We start from the raw sequence: 21,134 nt of genomic DNA, 5'->3' as shown, positions 1-21,134 counted from the left end.
TACATTTATTTATCTATCTTATCTCACGATTTTGAGTAAATAAAGTTCTCAGAATCATCTTTCTTACTATAACATACACTATATTAAAATAACAAAAAAGAGGGTTTCATGAATTTTTCAGAAAAAATCCGCTGGAATATTCAAAGAAAAAGCTTCAGCAACAGAGGAATCTGGAAATGGATCAACCAGATCGTCAAAAGCTTTGATGAAATCATCCATACTCTCAATGACAAATAAGAAAAGGGAGGGACTTACCGCAATCCCTCCCTCTTTCGGGCCATCCTCCTGTCAATGAACAGATTGAGCAGATACTGCAGGACCGCCACCACCGGAACTCCGAGAAATAATCCAAACACTCCAAAGTACGCCCCGCCTAAAGTAATGGCAAATAAGATCAGAATCGGCCGAAGCCCTGTGGAATCTCCCAATATTCTCGGTGCCAGGATCAGGCCGTCAAATTGCTGCAGCACAAAAATCATCACTGCAAATATCAATCCGTATTTAAACTTTAAAGCCGCCAGAATACAGATTCCCGGCACTGCGCCGATATACGGCCCAAAATAAGGAATCATGTTCGTCAGTCCTACGATCACGCTTATGAGAAGCGCATAAGGCAGCCGCAGCAGGCTCATGAGCAGGAAACAGAGGACGCCCACGATGAGCGCATCCAGCGCCTGGGCTGTCACATACCCGGTAAAGATATCGTTACAGTTTTTCACCACGACAATCATGGAATCCACCCGCTGCTTCGGAAGAAACGCATAGGATATCCTCTTGATAGTTCTGAAGATCAGCTGCTTATCCGACAGAAGATACACGGAAACCACCACAGCGATCACGATGGTAATGAGCCACTGAATCACCGCCACCGACGCCTCATACATCCACGGAATCAATTTTGACGCCAGAGAAGTGGACAACTCCATAATCTTCGGTGACATCTGATCGATAAATGTACGGATCACGCCGTCATTTAAAATTGTAAATTCTTCCGACAACTTCCACAGCCAGTTTGAAAACGCTGTATACATGGCCGGAATCTTTCCGGAAAGCTCCGACAGGCTGGAAATCAGCTGCGGAATAATATAGACAAGACATACCGCCGTAAGCCCCAGTACCACCACATACGCCAGTGCGATCGCCAGCATCCGGCTTCTTCTTCCCTTCTTCACAGACCACATCCGGAGAACCACTTTTTCATGAATAACATTTACCAGCGGATTCACAATAAATGCAATGAGGATTCCCACAAGAAATCCGGACATGCTGGACAGGAAATGCCTGATCACCGCCGCCGTCTCATCCCAGTGGAAAATCACCCGAAAAATAATGCAGGCAGCCAGAATCACAAACACCGTATAGATACAGATTGTAAAATATCTCTGATTGGACTCAAAATGATTTCTGTTCATATCCCCTCCTGCTCCCTCTTTCCTTCAAAAATATCTTCTTTCTTCTATATCATATACTCCATCCCGGAAAAATAAACAAAATCCCTCAAAAAATTGTACTGAAAAAAATACTTAAAAATAGTAAGAAAAATGAAAAAAAGCTTGCATTTTTTTCGATTGTAATATATAATGTTCCTTGCGTTGAAAAGTTCGCAACAATTTCAAATGCATGCGCTTTTAGCTCAGTTGGTAGAGCACCTGACTCTTAATCAGGGTGTCCAGGGTTCGAGCCCCTGAAGGCGCATTGAAAGCACTGTTTTTGATGGGGAAGCCATTGGGGACGGTGTTTTTTTGTTGTCCATTTATTAGTTTCGGGTATAAGCACTCTGATCCCTTTCAATACATCCATTTATTTTCTTTCATAATCAGCAGCATGCAGTTAAGAAAGAATCCTGCAAAGCAGGATTCTCCGCCTGCGGCGGGTCGCGAAAGCGGCATCTTCCTATCCGCCGCCAGGCGCACTGAAATAAAAAAACTTCCGGCACCTCATATGCCGGAAGCTCTTTTGCTGTCTTTTTTATTTTCTCTTTCCTGTTCTTCTGTTTCTTTTGTTTCCGGAGGATGTGGAAGATCCGCTGCGGGTTCTGGATGAGGAAGTTGAAGAACTTCTTCCTGTCCCGGCGGTTCCGCCGCTTCTTGTATTGGAAGACGCTTTCTTTTTCTTTCTCTCAAGCATTCTCTGCTGTCTTCTTTTCTCCGCCTGTCTTCTCCGGATAAAGCTGATAATGATAGCCAGGATGATGATAACTACAATGACACGGACGATATAATTAAAGACCTTGCTGGGAGTCATACGCCCCTCATCCACCGGAGCGGTTTCCAGATTATCATCGGCGCTTCCATTGCTGACATAACTCTGCGCCGCCTCACTGTTTAAATCATAAGTGACCGGCGCCGAGCCTATCACCGTATCTCCCGCGGAAATATTAATATATCCGATCCTTCCCGTGTGAATGTCCTCATCCAGCACAAAGGATGTGGTCAGAGCGGAATCATCAAAATCTTTCTTCACAAGAATATAATAATCTGACGGGAAGGTACATCCCAGCCTCTGGATATTGGTGATCTTATCTGCCGGGATATCCGAATCCGCGGTGAGGGCCGCGTTCAGATCAAAGGAAGAAAGCGGCGTGAGAGCTTTCACCTGGTCAAATCCCCATTCAAATAAATCGGTAGTGTCATAATAACTATTGTCGGCTCCATAATCTTTGAGAATCACACAGATCAGCTCCACCCCATCCTTTTTGGCATAGGTGACCAGAGTGTTGTGAGCTGCCATGGTATATCCCGGCTTGGAACCTTCCGCATACTTATAATAATAATCGCTGTTCTCGCGGATAATCTTGGAATGATTCCACAATTCCAGTGTATCTGTCAATGTATCACTCTTCTTCAGAGTGTAGCTCTCTGCTTCAGCGATGGTACGGAAATCCTGATATTTCATGGCCTGCTGAAGAATCAGAGCCATATCATGGGCTGTGGTGTAGTGGTCTTCATCCGGAAGCCCGTGGGGATTGGTAAAATGTGTCCCGGTACACCCCAGTTCCGCTGCCCTCTGGTTCATCAGATCAGCAAACGCCTCATCAGAGCCGGAAATGTGTTCTGCCAGAGCGGCGGCCGCCTCATTGGCTGAAACCAGCATGAGCGCATATAAAGTATCTCTTACCGTAAGCTGAGCGCCCACATTGATTCCCGCGCTGCTGCTTCCCGGCTCAATACCGTTGACCGCTTCATTGGAGAAGGTAACAATATCATCCATGGAACAGTTCTCTATGGCTAAGAGGGCTGTCATGACCTTTGTGATACTGGCCGGATACTGCTTGGAATTCTCATCTTTTCCATACAGAACGGCACCGGAAGCCGCATCCATGAGAATAGCCGAATCTGCGGTGATATCCGGAGCTCCTTTCAGATCCTCGATTCCATAAGCTGCCGCGCTGGCTTCGGCGTTATCATCGGTGCTGCCTTCCTCCCCGCCGGTTTCTCCGCCGACATCAGACGCAGCTGTATTTTCTTCTTCCGCACGGCCTGTATTCTCCGCCTCAGAAGATACCTCATCCCCTGCGGTCTTTTCGCTGCCAGTGGTGCTCTCAGAAGCAGCTTCCATCGATGTATCTTCCTGGAAAGAATACTGTGCCTGTGCGGGAAGACAGACATAGCAGCTCATGGATAAAGCCATTATTAAAGCAAATAGTCGTTTCATATGTAAGATCTCCTTGTGGTTAGATTTTCTAAAACATTACATTTTAAGTATCGTGCGTATATTTTTTTATTTTATACTATCATTTTGTACTAATCAAGTAAAAAAAAATTGCAAAAATGTTACTTTTCGAGTAGGATGTATAAAGCAGGTTTTCATAAAACCCGGACCGGGGACTCTTATGGATTCATTTTTTAGTATACCATCTGTTTCCCTGTCTGATATATATCTATATTTATGCGAATGTGAGGTTCATCATGCGATTAAGAAATGTAAAAGGTTCGAGAGAACAAATTGCTGAAAATGAATATGTTTTAAAAAACGCAGAGAATAATAAAGGTAAATGGAAAGAATTCTTTCAGGACGACAAACCGATTCATCTGGAGATCGGTATGGGAAAAGGCCGCTTTCTCATGGAAATGGCAAAGCTTCACCCGGACATTCATTATATCGGAATTGAAAAATATTCCAGCGTCCTGGTGCGCGCCCTGGAAAAAATGGAAGAAGAACCTCTGCCTAACATACATTTTCTGCGAATGGACGCGGAGTATATTACCCAGTACTTTGACAAAGGAGAGGTGGCAGAAATCTATCTGAACTTTTCCGATCCGTGGCCAAAAGACCGGCATGCCAAACGGCGTCTCACTTCCCGGCAGTTTCTCGCCCGCTATGATGAGATTCTTGCCGACGACGGCAAAGTCATTTTTAAGACAGATAACAGGGGGCTCTTTGATTTCTCCCTGGAAGAGGTGAAGGAAGCCGGCTGGATTCTTGATTACGCCACCTTTGATCTTCATCACAGCGAATATCTTGACGGAAATGTAATGACAGAATATGAAGAAAAATTTGTAAATCTTGGCAATCCTATCTGCAAGATGGTGATTCACCGGGCAAAATAAAGGGGCTTATATTGCAATTCCCACTTTTCAGGTGTACAATACATTTTCAGGACATGTATACACATCTATACATCCACCCTTTACCACATAAAGCAAACATAGGCGGACGGATGAAAGCGCTGCCGCCGGAATTCGGGAGGTATGAACATGAAAGTATTAATGATCAACGGAAGTCCCCGCAAAGGAGGAAATACATCCATCGCTTTACAGGAAATGGAAAAGACTTTCCGGGAAGAGGGAATCGAAGTGGAAACTGTACAGATTGGCAATGAAGATGTCAGAGGCTGCATCGCCTGCAATACCTGCGCCACCAAGGGACAGTGTGTGTTCGATGATGTGGTAAATGAACTGGCTTCGAAGTTTGAAGCCGCCGACGGCCTTGTAGTTGCCAGCCCGGTATACTTTGCTTCTGCCAATGCCACTCTCGTTGCCTGTCTTGACCGCCTGTTCTACAGCACCGGCTTTGACAAGAGCATGAAGGTTGGAGCAAGCGTTGCTGTGGCAAGACGCGGCGGATGTTCTGCAACCTATGACGAACTTAATAAATATTTTACCATCTCCGGCATGCCGGTGGCATCCAGCCAGTACTGGAACAGCGTTCACGGCCGGAAACCGGGTGATGCTTCGCAGGACATCGAAGGATTACAGACCATGCGTGTTCTGGCCAGAAACATGGCATTCCTCATGAAGAGCATTGCCCTTGGCAAAGAAAAATATGGTATGCCAAAACAGGAATCTGAACATATCTATACAAACTTTATCGGATAACAGATTTTAATCAGATCATGGATCTTAACGCAAAAAAAGGAATCCCGGCAACAGGATTCCTTTTTTAGTCTTATTTATTTTTCGGCTCCAGCACTGCCTTGCCGCCCATGTACGGACGAAGCACTTCAGGAATGCTGACAGTTCCATCTGCGTTAAGATTATTCTCCAGGAATGCGATAAGCATACGAGGCGGAGCAACCACTGTGTTATTGAGGGTATGCGCAAAGTATTTGCCGTTTTCTCCCACCACACGGATCTTTAATCTTCTGGCCTGTGCGTCTCCTAAGTTGGAACAGCTTCCCACCTCGAAATATTTCTTCTGACGCGGGGACCATGCTTCCACATCCACGGACTTCACTTTAAGATCCGCCAGGTCTCCGGAACAACATTCCAGAGTACGTACCGGGATATCCAGAGAGCGGAATAAATCTACGGTGTTCTGCCACAGTTTATCAAACCACATTGGGCTCTCCTCCGGCTTGCAGACAACGATCATCTCCTGCTTCTCAAACTGATGGATCCGGTATACACCTCTCTCCTCGATGCCGTGCGCTCCCTTTTCTTTTCTGAAACATGGAGAATAGGAAGTCAGCGTTCTCGGAAGGGTATCTTCCGGTAATACTGTATCAATGAACTTTCCGATCATGGAATGCTCACTGGTTCCGATGAGGTACAGATCTTCTCCCTCAATCTTATACATCATAGCGTCCATCTCTGCAAAACTCATAACGCCTGTAACCACATTGCTGCGGATCATGAACGGAGGCACACAGTAGGTAAATCCTCTGTCAATCATAAAATCACGGGCATAGGAAATCACAGCGGAATGTAATCTGGCGATATCGCCCATGAGATAATAGAAACCGTTGCCGGCAACCTTTCTCGCACTGTCAAGGTCAATTCCATCAAAGCTTTCCATGATATCTGTGTGATATGGAACCTCAAAGTCCGGAACCACCGGTTCGCCGTATCTCTGCACTTCCACATTCTCACTGTCATCTTTTCCGATCGGAACGCTCGGATCGATGATATTTGGAATCCGCATCATGATAGAAGTCACTTTCTCGCCGATCTCCGCTTCCTGTGCTTCCAGCTCTGCCAGACGCTCCGCGTTCTTTGTTACCTGCTTCTTAACTTCTTCTGCTTCTTCTTTTTTGCCCTGCGCCATCAGCGCGCCAATCTGTTTGGAAATCTTCTTTCTGCTGGCTCTTAACTCATCGGCCTCCTGCTGTGTCTGTCTTCTCTTCACATCAAGATCGATCACTTCATCTACCAGCGGCAGTTTCTCATCCTGAAACTTATTTCTTATATTCTGTTTAACGATTTCCGGATTTTCTCTAACAAATTTTAAATCTAACATACGTTCCTCCAGAGGGTAAATTTTCATGTATTATAATAGTCTATTCCCCGGTGATTTGCAAGTTTTATTGCTCTTTATGCGGCGGAATCACAATCTGTACCGCCTTTGGAATCAATTCCAGCTCCAGCGGAAAACTGTCCATGAGCTGTTCGCCGTCATAATCCACATTTATCTCCTGGTCATCCACATTTTCAATCTTCAGGTAATTTGTCTGGAAATATTCCACTGCCGGATGATTCACATGATCTCCCTGCAAAATAGATAAAAGCAACGGCGTTACCTGAAAAATATCCATTTTCTTAATGATGATCACATCAAACTTGCCGTCCGAGGTGGATGCCAGCGGAGCAATCTCCCGAAAACCTCCGACACTCTGACTGTTTGCGACCATAAAAAGAAGAATCTCTTCTTCGAGACTCTTTTCTTCAGAAGTAAATCTAAGCTTTAAGGTTCTTCCAAACTGTTTCGGAAGATCCATGGCACCTTCCAGATAGTACGCCAGCTTACCCATGGCAGCCTTCTTATCTTTTGCAACTTTAAAACCAATATCAGACAGCAGACCGGCGGCCACCACGTTGATAAAATACCTGTGGTTCACCCTGCCGGCATCCACCCTTTTGAGATGAAACTCCTGAATCATCTCACAAAACTCTTTCGGTGTCTGCGGCAATTTCAGATAGTTTGCAAAGTCATTGACCGTTCCCGCAGAAATCACTGCCACCGGAATATCACTTTCGCTGAGGATGATTCCGTTAATGACCTCATTTAATGTTCCATCACCTCCAACGGCAACGACAAAATCATATTCTCCTTTTTTCAGCCCCGCTGCTTTATCAAGAGCGTCGTCCTGTTTCTGTGTATAAAAAACATCTATGGTGTTGCAAATCTGATCCATGATCAGATTGCCCGCAATCTCTTTTATTTTGTCATGAAAATTCTGCCTTCCGGATGATGGATTAATAATAAACAACCCTTTCATAGTCATCCCTCCTATAAGATTCGGCAATAACTGCATACTGCCATGATTGAGATATCACAATTCTATCATTATCTAATAGTATGCACAAGTGCTTTACTTCATCTTTACCAGTTCTTCTCAAAGATTATCATGGAGGATATTGAGAACGTTTCTCAGCTCTCCGGCAGCAATCTGTCCCGGTGCGGATGCCTTTCCCGCACTGCCAAATGTCACGGCCGACCCGAATACTTCTCCGCACATCCGGCTGATCAGTCCGTCACCGGCCATGGACATGGTAATCAGCGGTATCTGCCCATAAAGCCGGTACATTTCCTCCGTAGCACAGAGCAGCTCCAGGACATCAGCTTTATTCTGAGGCATCACCGCAATCTTGGCAATATCGGCCCCGGCATCCTGCATGCTCCTTAGTCTGCTGATGATTGCATCTTTCCGCGGTGTTTTTTCAAAATCATGATTGGAGGCAATGACTTTCACATCATGGGCATGCGCCTCGTCAATGAGATTACGGACTGTTTTACCGGGAACGCTTCTATGATTGCCATTCCCATCGTGGCTTTCTCCGTTTCCGGAAATCATCTCCTTTTCCGTTTGTCCCATAAAAAACTCCACGTCAACCATATCGGCATATCCCGTCCCGATGACCATGCCGTTGAGCGCTTCATAATCTGACACGTCAATCTCCCGCTGGCCTCCCTCTCCGGCGGTGCGGAAGGTAAAAAGCAGAGGTATCTCTCCAAGAATCTCCCGAAGTCCGGCCAGTACTCGTTTCACCGGTTCCGGCTGCGCAATATCCGCAAACCAGTCTCCCCGCCATTCCACCAGATCCACAGGAAATGTCACTGCGTTTCTGGCCTCTGACAAAATCTCTTCTTCTGTCACACCCACAACGGGCACACAGATTTTCGGCATGCCTTCACCAATCTTTATCTTTCTCACTGTTACTGGATGTATCATTTTTCTCATCACTCCGTCTGTGTTTTTGATGCTCTTTGAAGTTCCGATACTATCTCCCGGCAGATATCATAGGATGACTTTCCATCAGTAGAAATGATAAAATCCGCTGCCGCTTCATACTTTGGTCTTCTTGTCTCCATCATCCGGGAAATGTATTCTACATTTTTATGTCCGTTCAATAACGGGCGGTCGTCATCATCCCTCACTCTCTCAAGAATCGTTTCCGGAGATGCAGTCAGGAAGACAACCTTCCCATTTCTCTTCATTTCCTTTACATTTCTTTCCCTGAGGGCAACTCCTCCTCCGCAGGAAATGATCACATTTTGGCGGGCCTGCATATCAATCAGAAGATTCGTCTCCAGATCCCGGAAATACTCTTCCCCATATTTTTCAAAAATCTCCGGTATGCTCATCCCCTGCTGATCTGCGATCACCTGATCCATCTCAATGACTTCCATGGAAAATGCTTCGTGCATCATGCCGGCAATAGTGCTTTTCCCGGCGCCCATAAAACCAATGAGGACAATATTATAAGGAAAAAGAGAAATCTCCGGATTCTCTGCGTCACCCAGAAATTCTTTTCTTAATAATTCACACTCGTTCATGGTGTCTCCTTTTTATGATCTCATATATTCTTTTTGTCACGGTGGTATTTTATCACAGATAACCTTTTATTCGCAACGAAATCACGCGGTTGTCTGACAAATCCCGCAGGCTATATTTTCTATTCTTCTCTTCTTCTTTCACCACCGGTACATTTTTGGGACACTTTTTTCATTTATTTCCTATAAAACTTAATACTCCGTTGATAAAACGGTAATGCTTTTCCGATATAGTCTCTTTGTAGTACGCTGTCCTCCGGCAATATGTTGTATTGGGAAAGCGGACGGCGATATCAAGGAATACGGGAGATTACATATGAAAAAAATGCACAGGAATTTATCTTTAGAAGTCTTTTTTGAATACCTCATCTATTTCTTTTTATATTCCGTTCTCGGATGGATTTATGAGGTTGTGCTGGAAGTCTTTATCTACCGGTGGGGATTTTCCAACAGAGGCGCTCTCTTCGGTCCCTACTGTGTGATTTACGGGTTCGGAGCTCTGATTTTTCTGATTCTTTTGAAGGATCTGAAATCCAGACGCATTGGCACAAAAAAATTAAATCTCACTCCGCTGCTGGTGTTTTTCGCTATCATCTTCATCGCCACCGTCGTGGAGCTGATCGGCAGTTATATCATGGAAGCCACCCAGGGTGGATGGATGTGGGATTATTCCGACTATTTTGCCAACTTCCAGGGACGGATTGCCTTAAACCCAAGCATCCGGTTCGGTATCGGCGGCATGGTGATTCTTTATCTTTTGCAGCCGCTCTTTGAAAAAGGCGTGAAGAAGCTGTCCGGAAAGACGGTGATCTTAACCGGAGGAATCATTGGTGCAATCCTTCTGGTTGATTTTCTGCATCTGCTGCTTTTTTAAATCCATATTAAAATAAAATATGCTCCTTCTTACGATGACAGTACATTTGTCAGCCGTAAGGGGAGCATATTTTTATTCTTCAGTTATTATTTTCCTGCACGGACTTCTTCAAATTCTCTCTGCATTTCTTCCGTAGGCGGCGCCGTGAGCAGGGAAACCACCACGATGCATACACAGGAAATCAGGAAAGCCGGAAGCAGCTCATAGATATCCCAGATACCTCCCAGCGGGCGGATGAGAAGGTTCCAGATAAATACCATACATCCTCCGCTGATCATTCCCGCGATGGCTCCGGCACGGTTGATCCGTTTCCAGAAGAGGGAAAGTAGCATCAGCGGTCCAAAGGTCGCACCGAATCCTGCCCAGGCAAAACTTACGATGGTAAAGATCACGCTGTCCTCATCCATGGCGATGAAAATAGCGATCACCGTAACTAAGAGCAGGGTGATACGTGAAATCCATAATACTTCTTTATCGCTGGCTTTTTTATGTAACAGTCCCTGATAAATATTTTTTGAGAAGGCAGACGCGGCAATCAGCAGATAGGAATCTGATGAGCTGATGGTCGCAGCCAGAATACCTGCCATCACCAGACCGGCCAGCAGCGGCGGCAGCAAATTGGTTGCCAGAAGAATAAATACATTCTCCGAGGTGGCTTCTGTTGTCAGTGCTGTCGGGAACAGGCTTCGTCCCATGATACCGATGAATACGGAGATGATCAGGGAGACAAGCACCCACACCGTCGCGATACGGCGGGACATTTTCAGTTCATCTTCCTTTCTGATGGCCATAAATCTCAATAATACCTGAGGCATACCAAAATATCCAAGGCCCCACGCCAGACTGGACAGAATAGTCAGGATGCTGTAGCTGCCCGCTTCGCCAAAGGCCGGAGCGCCATTTACCACCTGCTGTACCCCATCAGATACCACCGGTGTTGCAATTCCAAAGAAATCAAGGAATCCCGGAATGGACTGTGCATTGGTGATGACCGCTCCCAGACCTCCGGCTGCCACTGTACCTGTAACGACAATGACGACCAGAGCCACGATCATCACAACGGCCTGCATGAAGTCAGAGGCACTCTCCGCCAGGAATCCGCCGATGATCGTATACACCAGCACAAAAACCGCTCCGACGATCATCATCGGCACATAATCAAAACCAAATAAAGTTGAGAATAATTTACCGCAGGTTACCAGACAGCTTGCCGCATATACTGTAAAGAAAATCAAAATAAACAGCGCGGAAATTGTCATGATAATCTTCTTGTCCTCATGAAAACGATTGGAGAAAAACTCCGGCAATGTGATAGCGTTGGCCTTCTCACTGTAACGGCGTAGCCGTTTGGATGTGATCAGCCAGTTAATGTAAGTTCCCACTGCCAGTCCGATGGCTGTCCAGGCGGCGTCGGCAATTCCACACCAGTACGCCACTCCCGGCAGTCCCATGAGAAGCCATCCGGACATATCCGAAGCTTCTGCACTCATGGCAGTTACCCATGGTCCCAGTGTCCGGCCGCCGAGGAAATAATCTTCAGAACTCTGGTTTGCTCTCTTGGCAAAGGCCAGACCGATTCCAATGACGATCAGCATATAGAGAACCATGGTGATCATAATCTGCATGGTATCATTCATACTCTTTCTCATCCTCCTATATACAAAAATATTTTTCAGTATAGCAGAAGCCACTGTGATTTTCAAGATTCAGCCTGGTTTTTATGCGTTTTCACAGCATCATACCAAAGTTTCCGGTAAGATTACTGTTACTATCATCCTCTGTTTTGAACATCCTCTTCCAGTTCATGCAGTCTGCGGACGCCTTCCGGATTCTGCTTTTTCAGTCTCCGCTCCAGGATCGCCTGTTTTTCATCCAGATGTTCCTGCACATTCGGATGCTCTCTTAACAGTTCATCCCTCAGGATACGTCTTCTTCTCTCAATGAGGCTGACCACCAGAGAACTCTTCTCTTTCACTTCCGGCGGAAATTCATCTATATGAAGTTCCAGTCTCCGCAGCAGTTCATCTTCATCCAGAGGTCCCAGGGAATGCCAGTAATTTAACTTTTCATCCAATCCTGCTTCAGAAAGCTTCTCAATGTCCGATATTCCATGGATCTGCTTCACCACATATTTGACAAACTTCTCAATTTCCCGGACCGCATCGGTGCCAAAAGCCCAGGCAAACTCCTCAAGAGTATTCTCTTCTTCCGGCGTCAGAGCATAATATTTTTTCTGATAAACTTCATCTCTCTTGTCACCGAAACTCTCCATCGGGAAGGGCTCTCTCATCCCCAGATCATGAAGAGCCGCAAGGATCGTCCGGCGCACCGCTCCCTCTGTGATCAGATGACCAATTCCCAGCTTTCTCATCTGTTCATTTACATTTTCTGAATGTTCGGTAATATAAAACCGGATATTCTTTTTCTTTAATTTCTCCGCCAGATCGCCAAGACCGTCGGCCGCGGTAACATCCAGGCTGTTTACAGCGCCGGCGTCAATGATGACCGCCCTGGTACTCTCTCTGATACTGTCCTCAATATCATTTTGCAGGATCTTAATGTTGGCAAAAAATAAGTTCTCATTGAAACGATAGATCAGCACATCTTTCACCGGACGGGAAAAATGATTCTTTCCCAGATCATAGAAATCCTTTTTCCCCGGGATCACTCCCAGAAAACATCTCGGCGGATTTGTGGCTTTTATGATTACCGCAATAAAGGAAAGAAGGATTCCCGCCACTACACCGTAGATCGTTCCCAGAAGCAGCACCGTCGCGCAGGCGGCAATAAAGATAAAAAACTCCTGTCTGCTCACCTTAAACAGACGGACTGCCAGGTGAACTTCCACGATATTAAGCAGAGCGGATATCACAATAGCAGTCAGGACCGGTACGGGAAGATATCCGATAAAGCCGGTAGCACACAGCAGAATAACTGCCATGACAAGACCTGCTGTGACAGAGACAGCCTGCGTTTTTCCTCCATACTGCTCATTCATGGATGTTCTGGAAATACTTCCATTGACCGGGCAGCATCCCACAGCGGCAGCGGCGATATTTCCCGCTGCGCATGCGAGGATCTCCTGCCTGTCATCCAGACGGTAACCGTTTTTCCCGGCAAAATTATTCTCACTGAGAAGCGTTTCTGCCATAATGACCACAGCGACCATCAGTCCTCTTCCCGCTGCCTGAATGAGATCTACCTGAGAAAGATCCGGCAGAAACAGCCCCGGAAGTCCTGTCTCCACCTGATCCAAAAGGACAACCCCGTAATCCTGAATATGTACCAGCAGCGTCAGCGCGGCTCCCGCTGCCATGACAGCCACGGACATGGGAAACTTCGGTATGAACTTCTTTCCAAGAAGAAGCACCGCCAGAGAGGAAACACCCAGCACAACGGACACCCCGTTGATATGACTGCACGCCTCCGCCATGTGATGGATCAATTCCGGAAGCTCGCCCACGCCTGCCGGACTCCCAAGAATTTTTGGTATCTGCATTAGAATAATTGTCACCGCAATTCCGCTGATAAAACCTCCCATCACCGGCGTGGAAATAAAGTCGACAATTCTGTCCGCATGGAGCAGATAAAACAACAAAAGCCATAGTCCCGCAAACAATGCGATAAACGGCACATAGTTCATGGCCGCACTGCTCTCATATGCGATTCCGAAGGTGGAAAGCGCCGCTCCCACGATAGCCGCCGGCGCTGCATCCACACCAAATATAAATTGCCTTGATGTGGAAAACAGAGCAAAAAAGATGATCGGCAGTACGGAACCGTATAAACCGTAAACCGCCGGAAGTCCCGCAATCTGCGCATATCCCATGGATATCGGTATGGACACCGCGGCAATGATAATTCCGGAAAATATATCTTTCGCCAGATATTCTTTCTTATAATTCCTAAGCGTGGGAAATAATCTTATTTTCATATTCGTTCTTCCCTTTCTCTGTTACATTTTTTAATCTGTCTTATTTTTTATCTGTTCTTATTGGCATCTTTTCATATGCTCTCATTTTCTGACAGAACATTTTAAATTTATCACACACAAAATATCAGTGTCAATGCACCGCCTGTTTTAGATCATCATAACGTTTCGACCATGCATTTCCGGAATTTCTTTTTATTTCTAAGGCAGCAGCAATGATTACTTTATTTTGCAAAGAATATAAAATTTTTCTTGACAACCACAAATTTGAGAATATAATGGGATGTGAAATTGAACAGAAGCTATTGCACAGAACAGGACACGGCTTTTTGCAAATGGTGTTTTCAGAGAGTTTCTGGCCGGTGAGAAGAAACAGCACCTGTGAAAAGTTATCCCCTGCGAGCAGTCAGAGTGAAACAACGAATATCGATTTCCATACATAATATTTTGAGGAGTAATTCTGACCGGCGTTCCACCGTTACCAGGAAGCCTGTTAATCCGGCGTATATAACATGATATACATACATGGAAGCATATATACCGGCCGACAGAGTCAAGAGACCGTTTTCCGGTAATAGAAGTGGTACCGCGGAGCAGCAAGAATTCTTCGTCTTCTCACAGAGTAATCTGTAAGAGGGCGTTTTTTTTATTTCATAGGCAATTTCCTATGAAATAAAAAACGCTCCGCGAGGATCGCACTGCGGCGGATAGGAAGATGTCGCTTTCGCGACCCGCCGCAGGCGGAGAATCTGCTTTGCAGGATTCTTTCCTGTCTTCTTTTCAATTTATTTTTCAGCTGAAAGACCTTGACAATTTAGTTTCAGATTCATTTAGACAGGTAGGAGAGTGAAAAAAATGAACACACTGGTAATTGTATTGATCGCCGCCGTTTGCCTCTGTGCAGCGTATGTACTGTACGGACGCTGGCTGGCAAAGAAATGGGGAATCGACCCAAAGGCAAAAACACCTGCCGTCGTTCATAACGATGGTCAGGATTATGTTCCAACAGACGGATGGACCGTATTCGCCCATCAATTTTCATCCATCGCAGGAGCCGGCCCTGTCACCGGAGCTATTCAGGCGGCAGCTTTCGGATGGCTTCCTGTTCTTCTCTGGATTATCCTGGGCGGAATCTTCTTTGGAGCCGTGACGGACTTTGGCGCGTTATATGCCAGCGTCAAAAATGACGGTAAATCCATGGGACTTCTCATTGAAAAATATATCGGCAAAGCCGGCCGTAAACTGTTCCTCGGATTTTGCTGGCTGTTTACTTTGATCGTCATGGCCGCTTTTGCAGATATGGTTGCCGACACATTTAATGCGTATGTTGTGACAGACGGTGTGAAGACTCTTTCAGAAAGCGCCACTGTCAATGGAGCTGCCGGCAGTATCTCCTTATTCTTTATTCTTTTTGCCGCTGTCTTTGGACTGATTCAGAAAAAAGCCAAATTCAGCGGATGGAAGGAAGTTGTGTTAGGACTGGCCTGTACAATACTTGCCTTTGTCCTTGGTATGTCCATGCCGGTAATTTTAGGAAAAGAAGCATGGATTTACATTGCTTTTATTTATATCTTCCTGGCTGCTGTTCTTCCTATGTGGTTTTTGATGCAGCCAAGAGATTATATGTCTACCTTTATGTTTGTGGGTATGATTGCAGGCGCTGTGCTGGGATTAATCTTTGCGCATCCTTCCATGAATCTGCCGGCATACACTGGTTTTTACAATGACAATCTGGGAAGCCTGTTCCCGATCCTGTTTGTGACCGTTGCCTGCGGTGCAGTATCCGGTTTCCACAGTCTGGTATCTTCCGGTACTTCATCAAAAACCATATCGAATGAGAAAGATATGCTGAAGGTCGGATACGGCGCCATGGTTCTGGAAAGTCTTCTGGCAGTCATTGCCCTTTGCGTGGCAGGAGCAGCAGCCAGCGCAGACGGAACAGCCGCAGCGGGTACTCCATTCCAGATCTTTTCATCCGGAGTGGCCGGTTTTCTTGAAATGTTTGGAATTCCCGTTTATGTGGCTCAGAGTTTCATGACCATGTGTGTATCCGCTCTTGCTTTTACAACACTGGATTCCGTTGCCCGTATCGGCCGTATGTCTTTCCAGGAACTTTTCAGCGTGGATGATATGGAACACGCCGAGACCTGGAGAAAAGTATTATGCAATAAATATTTTGCAACATTGATCACACTGGTTTTCGGATACATTCTCACACAGGTCGGCTATTCCAATATCTGGCCTCTGTTCGGAAGCGCCAACCAGCTGCTGAGCGCCCTCGTTCTGATCACACTCTGTGTTTTCCTGAAGGTCACAGGAAGAGAAATGCGGACACTGATCCCACCATTTGTCATCATGCTCTGTGTTACATTTACGGCACTGATCCAGAGAACAATCTCCCTCGTTCAGGCATTCAGCGCAGGAACCGGCGTATTTATGGTGGAAGGACTGCAGCTTATCATAGCGATCCTGTTAATGATCCTGGGAGTCACCATCGTAGTTACTTCCGGAAAAGAACTGATCAGGAAAAAAGTAAACGCCTGATCCTGAAAAAATATTTTGAACGATATTTTATATTGATAAAAAGCAAACCGCTGTCAAGTCCTTGAATGGATTGACAGCGGTTTTTCTGACGTCCCCGAGAGGATTTGAACCTCCGACCCCTCGCTTAGGAGTATGGCGTGCCGCTTGGTACATCGTTCGTTTCATAATTTGCCTTGTTGTTTTATCCGAAATTGTATTGCCTGGTTACTGGTCAATCTGCACAAAAATCCCTGTGATGCCGTCTCGTGACGGGGCGTTCAGAAAGTCAAATTAGCAAATTCTTAGCAGGGATGGTGTCTGACAGGGCCTTTCCCATCAGGGAAACCGGGCAGGTATGGGCAAAATGCCGACAAGAAACAGGAGGCAGATTATGAGTGCATCGGGCGGAAAGCAGACGCCGAAAAACAGAACCTACACCGTGGAGGACATCGCCGCTATTCTCGGCATTGGAAAATCCTCTGCCTATAAGCTCGCAAACTCCGGCGAGTTTCAGACGATCCGGATTGGAAACATGATCCGCATTTCCAGAAAATCTTTTGAGGATTGGTTGGGGATGGAGGAGAACGAGGAGTAAGTCCCCCAAATTTAAGGGAACAACTGAATACAGACCGGCCATCTGCCGGGGAACGCCATAGGTTACACAAACCTGTGGCGTTTTTTTATGCCCTGCCAAGGGTGCATGAAACTGTATGAATACGGGTGGAAAATCCCCTGTTTTTTCGCCTGTGGGCGGCGAAAGCGAAACCGCCCATATTCTTTCCCTCATGGGAGGCGGGGTGGTGATACAGGGGCGAAAATCCGCCGAAACGAACACTTTTCAAAACCGAAGGAAGGAGGTATCCAACATGGCGGTATTCCGCATTGAGAAAACCCGTGATTATACGGTGATGTCCAACCACCACCTGAGGGACAAGTCGCTCTCGCTGAAAGCGAAGGGCCTCCTCTCCCTCATGCTCTCCTTGCCGGAGGAATGGGACTATACCACCAAGGGGCTGGCTCGGATCTGCAAAGATGGTGTTGACAGCATCTGCGCCGGGGTGCGGGAGCTGGAGGAACACGGCTATGTGATCCGCCAGCGGGTCCGCAACGCAAACGGTCAGCTCGGCGCCATCGAGTACACAATCCTGGAGCAGCCCAGACCGCCGGAACCTAAACCGGGAAAACCTGAACGGGAAAATCCAGTCTTGGATAATCCTGAACAGGCTTCCCCTGTCTTGGGAGACCCTGAACAGGAAAACCCCGCACAATTAAATACTAAAGAATCAAGTAAAGATAAATCAAAAAAAGATTTATCAAGTACGGAAGGATCAAATCCTATCCTATCAAGCCCCCAAACCCCCAGGGGCTCGGATAGGGCCGGACGGGATTGGATGCGGGAGCGAGAGAGCTATCGGGAATTGATTTTGGAGAACATCGAGTATGACATCCTCGTACAGAATGAGCGCCTGGACCGTGACCGTCTGGATGAACTGGTGGAGCTCATGGTGGACACGGTCTGCTCCCACCGGGAGATGATCCGCATTGCCGGGGACGACTATCCGGCAGAGGTGGTCAAATCCCGGTTCCTGAAGCTGAACAGTTCCCACATCGAGTATGTGCTGGACCGTATGCGGGAGAACACCACCTATGTCCGTAACATCAAGAAATATCTGCTGGCTGCCCTGTATAACGCTCCGGCCACCATTGACAGCTACTACACTTCCCTGGTGAGCCACGATATGTACGGCAGCGGAGAACGGAGGTGATGTGAGTGCAGGAAGAAATCACGCAGCGGACGGTCTCCCTCTCGGTGGAGGCCGGCAAGATGACGGCGGACCTGCTCCAAAAGGCCGTGAAAAAGGTGCTGGAGGAGATGCAGAAGAAGCCCTCCCAGCGCACCCTCCGCCAGGGGAAACAGACCCTGCACCAGCTCAAACAGCATGGGGCCTCCCTGACCAACATCGAGATCACCGAACAGAACATCAAGGCGTTTTCCGTGGTGGCGAAAAAGTATGACATCGACTATGCCCTGAAAAAGGACCCCACCACGGAGCCCCCGCATTACTATGTGTTTTTCAAGGCGAAGGATAAGGACCAGCTCCAGCCGGCCTTCAAGGAGTTCACCGCCATGACCCTGGATCGGGAGAAGCACCCCACCATCCGGGAGCGGCTGGCCCAGGCTCAGGAACAGTCCAAGACCAAACACCGGGAAAGGGAGAAGGTCAAGACCAAGGACCGGGAGGTGACGCGATGACCGATAAGCTGAAAAAGCAGCTCATCCTCAACCTTCCGTATCTCATCTTTGTGTATCTCTTTGACAAGCTCTGCCAGGGTGTGCGGCTGGCTCCTGGGGCTGACGCCTCGGAGAAGCTACTCCATATCGGGCAGGGCTTTTCGGCGGCCTTTGCAAGCCTGGCGCCCAGTTTCCATCTGCTGGATCTGTGTGTGGGCGCCGCCGGCGCGGTGCTGATTCGGCTTGTGGTCTACTCCAAGGGCAAAAATGCCAAGAAATACCGCCGCGGCATCGAGTACGGGAGTGCCCGTTGGGGCACACCGGCCGACATCGCTCCCTATGTGGATAAGGACTTCTCCCAAAATGTTCTCCTTACCCAAACGGAGCGGATCACCATGTCAAGCCGCCCAAAGGAGCCCAAGTACGCCCGGAACAAAAATATCCTGGTCATCGGCGGGTCCGGCAGCGGCAAGACGCGGTTCTTTGTCAAGCCCAACTTGCTCCAATGCCATTCTTCGTATGTGGTCACGGACCCGAAGGGCACCATCTTACAGGAGGTCGGCGCCCTGCTGGAGCGCAGGCAATACCGTATCAAAAGCCTGAACCTCATCAATTTCAAAAAATCCATGAAATACAATCCCCTGGCGTATATCCGCAGCGAAAAGGACATTTTGAAACTGGTGAACGCCCTCATTCTCAACACCAAGGGCGAGGGCGAAAAGAGTTCCGAAGATTTTTGGGTCAAGGCCGAGCGGCTATACTATTCTGCCCTCATCGGCTACATTTGGTATGAGGCGGAGCCGGAGGAGCGCAACTTCATCACCCTGCTGGACCTTATCAACGCATCGGAGGCCAGAGAGGATGACGAGGAGTTTCAGTCCCCGGTGGATCTGCTGTTTGCCAAGTTGGAAAAGGAGCAGCCGGATCATTTCGCCGTGAAGCAATACCGCAAATTCAAGATGGCTGCCGGCAAAACTCTGAAATCCATCCTGATTAGCTGCGGCGCCCGCCTCTCTCCCTTTGACATTCAGGAGCTGCGGGACCTTATGGCGGAGGACGAACTGGAGCTGGACACCCTGGGCGACCGGAAATCGGCGCTGTTCGTCATTCTCTCCGACACGGACAGCACCTTCAATTTTGTGGCGGCGCTCATGTACTCCCAGCTTTTCAACCTTCTGTGCGACAAGGCGGACGACTTCTACGGCGGCCGCCTGCCGGTCCATGTGCGGTGCCTCCTGGACGAGTTCGCCAACATCGGGCAGATACCCAACTTTGACAAGCTGATCGCCACCATCCGGAGCCGGGAGATCTCGGCTTCTATTATTTTGCAGTCACAAAGTCAGTTAAAGACCATCTACAAGGACGCCGCAGACACCATTGTGGGCAACTGCGACAGCACCTTGTTTTTGGGAGGCAAGGAGAAATCCACCCTGAAAGAAATCTCGGAGCTGCTGGGCAAGGAGACCATCGACAGCTTCAATCAATCCGAGAACCGGGGCAGCCAGGTCTCCCACGGCCTCAACTATCAGAAATTGGGAAAGGAGCTGATGACACAAGACGAATTGGCAGTAATGGACGGAGGCAAATGTATTTTCATGCTGCGGGGAGTGCGCCCGTTCCTCTCGGACAAGTACGACCTGACCAGGCATCCCGATTACAAATATACTGCCGACGCCGACAAGAAGTACCTCTTTGATATGGAACGGTACATGAAACGCAGACCGGCCATCGTAAAGCCGGATGAGCCTTTCGAGATGTACGAATTGACAGCCGCAGACCTTCAATAACGATTCTACAACGAAAGGAAACATGAATTATGGATTTTTTCACTAACGCTATCGACGTTTTGCAGACTCTGGTCATCGCCCTGGGTGGCGGCCTGTGCGTGTGGGGCGGCATCAACCTTCTGGAAGGTTACGGCCAGGACAACCCCGCCTCCAATGCTCATGTACGGTAAGGAAGCAAGCAACCGAAAACAAGAGATAGACCGCCAGCACTACACTATTCCGAACCAAAGACCAAAAGATAAGCATTGTGGGAAAATCTAAACTTTTGGATTTTCCTACAATGCCAACTACGGCGGAATCCCTCCCACTCCTTATATCTTTCTGTATACATTGAATTTGTATTTAGTAAAATGCAGACAACACCACGGATCGGCTTTTGGTTGGACAATTCCAACCAAACACCACAGCAGACAGCAGAAAACATTCTGAACGCTAGGAAGCCGGTATGATTGTTACATATAAGGGGAAGAAAAATTTCTTTTAGGTACTTGCTTTCCTAAAACTGATGTGATACAATGATTTAATACAGAAAAGGAGTAAAAAATATGCGGCAAGGTATTCTTAAATAAAACT

The 21,134-nt window shown here is 47.4% G+C and carries 17 protein-coding genes, 1 tRNA gene and 1 pseudogene; 11 read left to right on the top strand and 8 right to left on the bottom strand.

Going from position 1 to position 21,134, the window contains the following annotated elements; translation table 11 throughout:
- The first annotated feature begins 108 nt into the window (after positions 1 to 108).
- On the top strand, positions 109 to 237 hold the full coding sequence (locus tag B5E53_RS19970; protein ID WP_275532677.1) for a hypothetical protein: 129 nt from the start codon (positions 109 to 111) through the stop codon (positions 235 to 237).
- A gap of 14 nt (positions 238 to 251) precedes the next feature.
- Here the strand turns inward: B5E53_RS19970 and B5E53_RS09545 are convergent, their stop codons facing one another.
- Positions 252 to 1,412 carry an AI-2E family transporter gene (locus B5E53_RS09545; protein WP_087314414.1) on the bottom strand — a complete coding sequence of 387 codons (1,161 nt, stop codon included), beginning with the start codon at positions 1,410 to 1,412 and terminating at the stop codon, positions 252 to 254.
- A gap of 210 nt (positions 1,413 to 1,622) precedes the next feature.
- On the opposite strand from B5E53_RS09545, the gene B5E53_RS09540 reads away from it, so the two are divergent.
- Positions 1,623 to 1,695: transfer RNA gene (locus B5E53_RS09540), tRNA-Lys, on the top strand.
- 273 nt (positions 1,696 to 1,968) lie between these two features.
- Here the strand turns inward: B5E53_RS09540 and B5E53_RS09535 are convergent.
- On the bottom strand, positions 1,969 to 3,654 hold the full coding sequence (locus tag B5E53_RS09535) for a D-alanyl-D-alanine carboxypeptidase family protein (RefSeq protein WP_087314413.1): 1,686 nt from the start codon (positions 3,652 to 3,654) through the stop codon (positions 1,969 to 1,971).
- 254 nt (positions 3,655 to 3,908) lie between these two features.
- Between B5E53_RS09535 and trmB the strand changes: the two genes are divergently transcribed.
- Together trmB and B5E53_RS09525 are read left to right on the top strand one after the other, a co-directional pair.
- The gene (gene trmB, locus B5E53_RS09530; RefSeq protein ID WP_087314411.1) at positions 3,909 to 4,550 is read left to right on the top strand and encodes a tRNA (guanosine(46)-N7)-methyltransferase TrmB; all 642 of its coding nucleotides are present in this window, start codon (positions 3,909 to 3,911) and stop codon (positions 4,548 to 4,550) included.
- Between the two features lie 147 nt (positions 4,551 to 4,697).
- Complete coding sequence (locus B5E53_RS09525) at positions 4,698 to 5,318, top strand: flavodoxin family protein (protein ID WP_087314409.1); 621 nt, start codon at positions 4,698 to 4,700, stop codon at positions 5,316 to 5,318.
- Between the two features lie 70 nt (positions 5,319 to 5,388).
- On the opposite strand, the gene serS is transcribed toward B5E53_RS09525, so the two are convergent.
- The 4 genes from serS to B5E53_RS09505 form a co-directional block, all read right to left on the bottom strand.
- Positions 5,389 to 6,678, bottom strand: a complete 1,290-nt coding sequence (gene serS / locus B5E53_RS09520; protein ID WP_087314407.1) for a serine--tRNA ligase — start codon at positions 6,676 to 6,678, stop codon at positions 5,389 to 5,391.
- Positions 6,679 to 6,742: 64 nt separating this feature from the next.
- Positions 6,743 to 7,657, bottom strand: coding sequence for a diacylglycerol kinase family protein (locus tag B5E53_RS09515; RefSeq protein WP_087314405.1), 915 nt, complete (start codon positions 7,655 to 7,657; stop codon positions 6,743 to 6,745).
- A gap of 117 nt (positions 7,658 to 7,774) precedes the next feature.
- Entirely contained in the window at positions 7,775 to 8,611 is an 837-nt protein-coding gene (gene aroD / locus B5E53_RS09510; RefSeq protein ID WP_343215628.1) for a type I 3-dehydroquinate dehydratase, read from the bottom strand.
- Between the two features lie 8 nt (positions 8,612 to 8,619).
- The gene (locus tag B5E53_RS09505; protein ID WP_087314403.1) at positions 8,620 to 9,216 is read right to left on the bottom strand and encodes a shikimate kinase; all 597 of its coding nucleotides are present in this window, start codon (positions 9,214 to 9,216) and stop codon (positions 8,620 to 8,622) included.
- A gap of 313 nt (positions 9,217 to 9,529) precedes the next feature.
- Here B5E53_RS09505 and B5E53_RS09500 point away from each other — a divergent pair, with 313 nt between their 5' ends.
- On the top strand, positions 9,530 to 10,087 hold the full coding sequence (locus B5E53_RS09500; RefSeq protein WP_162611881.1) for a putative ABC transporter permease: 558 nt from the start codon (positions 9,530 to 9,532) through the stop codon (positions 10,085 to 10,087).
- Between the two features lie 86 nt (positions 10,088 to 10,173).
- Here B5E53_RS09500 and putP read toward each other — a convergent pair whose 3' ends face one another.
- Positions 10,174 to 11,724 carry a sodium/proline symporter PutP gene (gene putP / locus B5E53_RS09495; protein ID WP_087314399.1) on the bottom strand — a complete coding sequence of 517 codons (1,551 nt, stop codon included), beginning with the start codon at positions 11,722 to 11,724 and terminating at the stop codon, positions 10,174 to 10,176.
- Between the two features lie 134 nt (positions 11,725 to 11,858).
- Positions 11,859 to 14,021, bottom strand: a complete 2,163-nt coding sequence (locus tag B5E53_RS09490) for a SulP family inorganic anion transporter (protein ID WP_140401474.1) — start codon at positions 14,019 to 14,021, stop codon at positions 11,859 to 11,861.
- 852 nt (positions 14,022 to 14,873) lie between these two features.
- Here B5E53_RS09490 and B5E53_RS09480 point away from each other — a divergent pair.
- The 6 genes and pseudogenes from B5E53_RS09480 to B5E53_RS09455 form a co-directional block, all read left to right on the top strand.
- Positions 14,874 to 16,562: a carbon starvation protein A gene (locus tag B5E53_RS09480; RefSeq protein WP_087314394.1), complete on the top strand. Its 1,689-nt coding sequence runs from the start codon at positions 14,874 to 14,876 to the stop codon at positions 16,560 to 16,562.
- Positions 16,563 to 16,932: 370 nt separating this feature from the next.
- Positions 16,933 to 17,136, top strand: a complete 204-nt coding sequence (locus B5E53_RS09475; RefSeq protein WP_087235317.1) for a helix-turn-helix domain-containing protein — start codon at positions 16,933 to 16,935, stop codon at positions 17,134 to 17,136.
- 271 nt (positions 17,137 to 17,407) lie between these two features.
- Positions 17,408 to 18,307, top strand: coding sequence for a DUF6017 domain-containing protein (locus B5E53_RS09470; RefSeq protein ID WP_087314392.1), 900 nt, complete (start codon positions 17,408 to 17,410; stop codon positions 18,305 to 18,307).
- Positions 18,308 to 18,312: 5 nt separating this feature from the next.
- Complete coding sequence (locus B5E53_RS09465; protein WP_087314390.1) at positions 18,313 to 18,795, top strand: PcfB family protein; 483 nt, start codon at positions 18,313 to 18,315, stop codon at positions 18,793 to 18,795.
- Positions 18,792 to 20,561: a type IV secretory system conjugative DNA transfer family protein gene (locus B5E53_RS09460; RefSeq protein WP_087314388.1), complete on the top strand. Its 1,770-nt coding sequence runs from the start codon at positions 18,792 to 18,794 to the stop codon at positions 20,559 to 20,561. The genes B5E53_RS09465 and B5E53_RS09460 overlap by 4 nt, the downstream gene beginning before the upstream one ends.
- Before the next feature lie 29 nt (positions 20,562 to 20,590).
- Positions 20,591 to 20,719 (top strand): annotated as a pseudogene (locus B5E53_RS09455) (Maff2 family protein); the annotation flags it as partial.
- Positions 20,720 to 21,134: the final 415 nt, after the last annotated feature.

Origin of the sequence: Eubacterium sp. An11 (assembly GCF_002161065.1) — a bacterium.
In the GTDB taxonomy this organism is placed as follows: Bacteria; Bacillota; Clostridia; order Lachnospirales; family Lachnospiraceae; genus Anaerobutyricum; species Anaerobutyricum faecale.
This window is presented reverse-complemented; position numbering and strand designations above follow the sequence as displayed.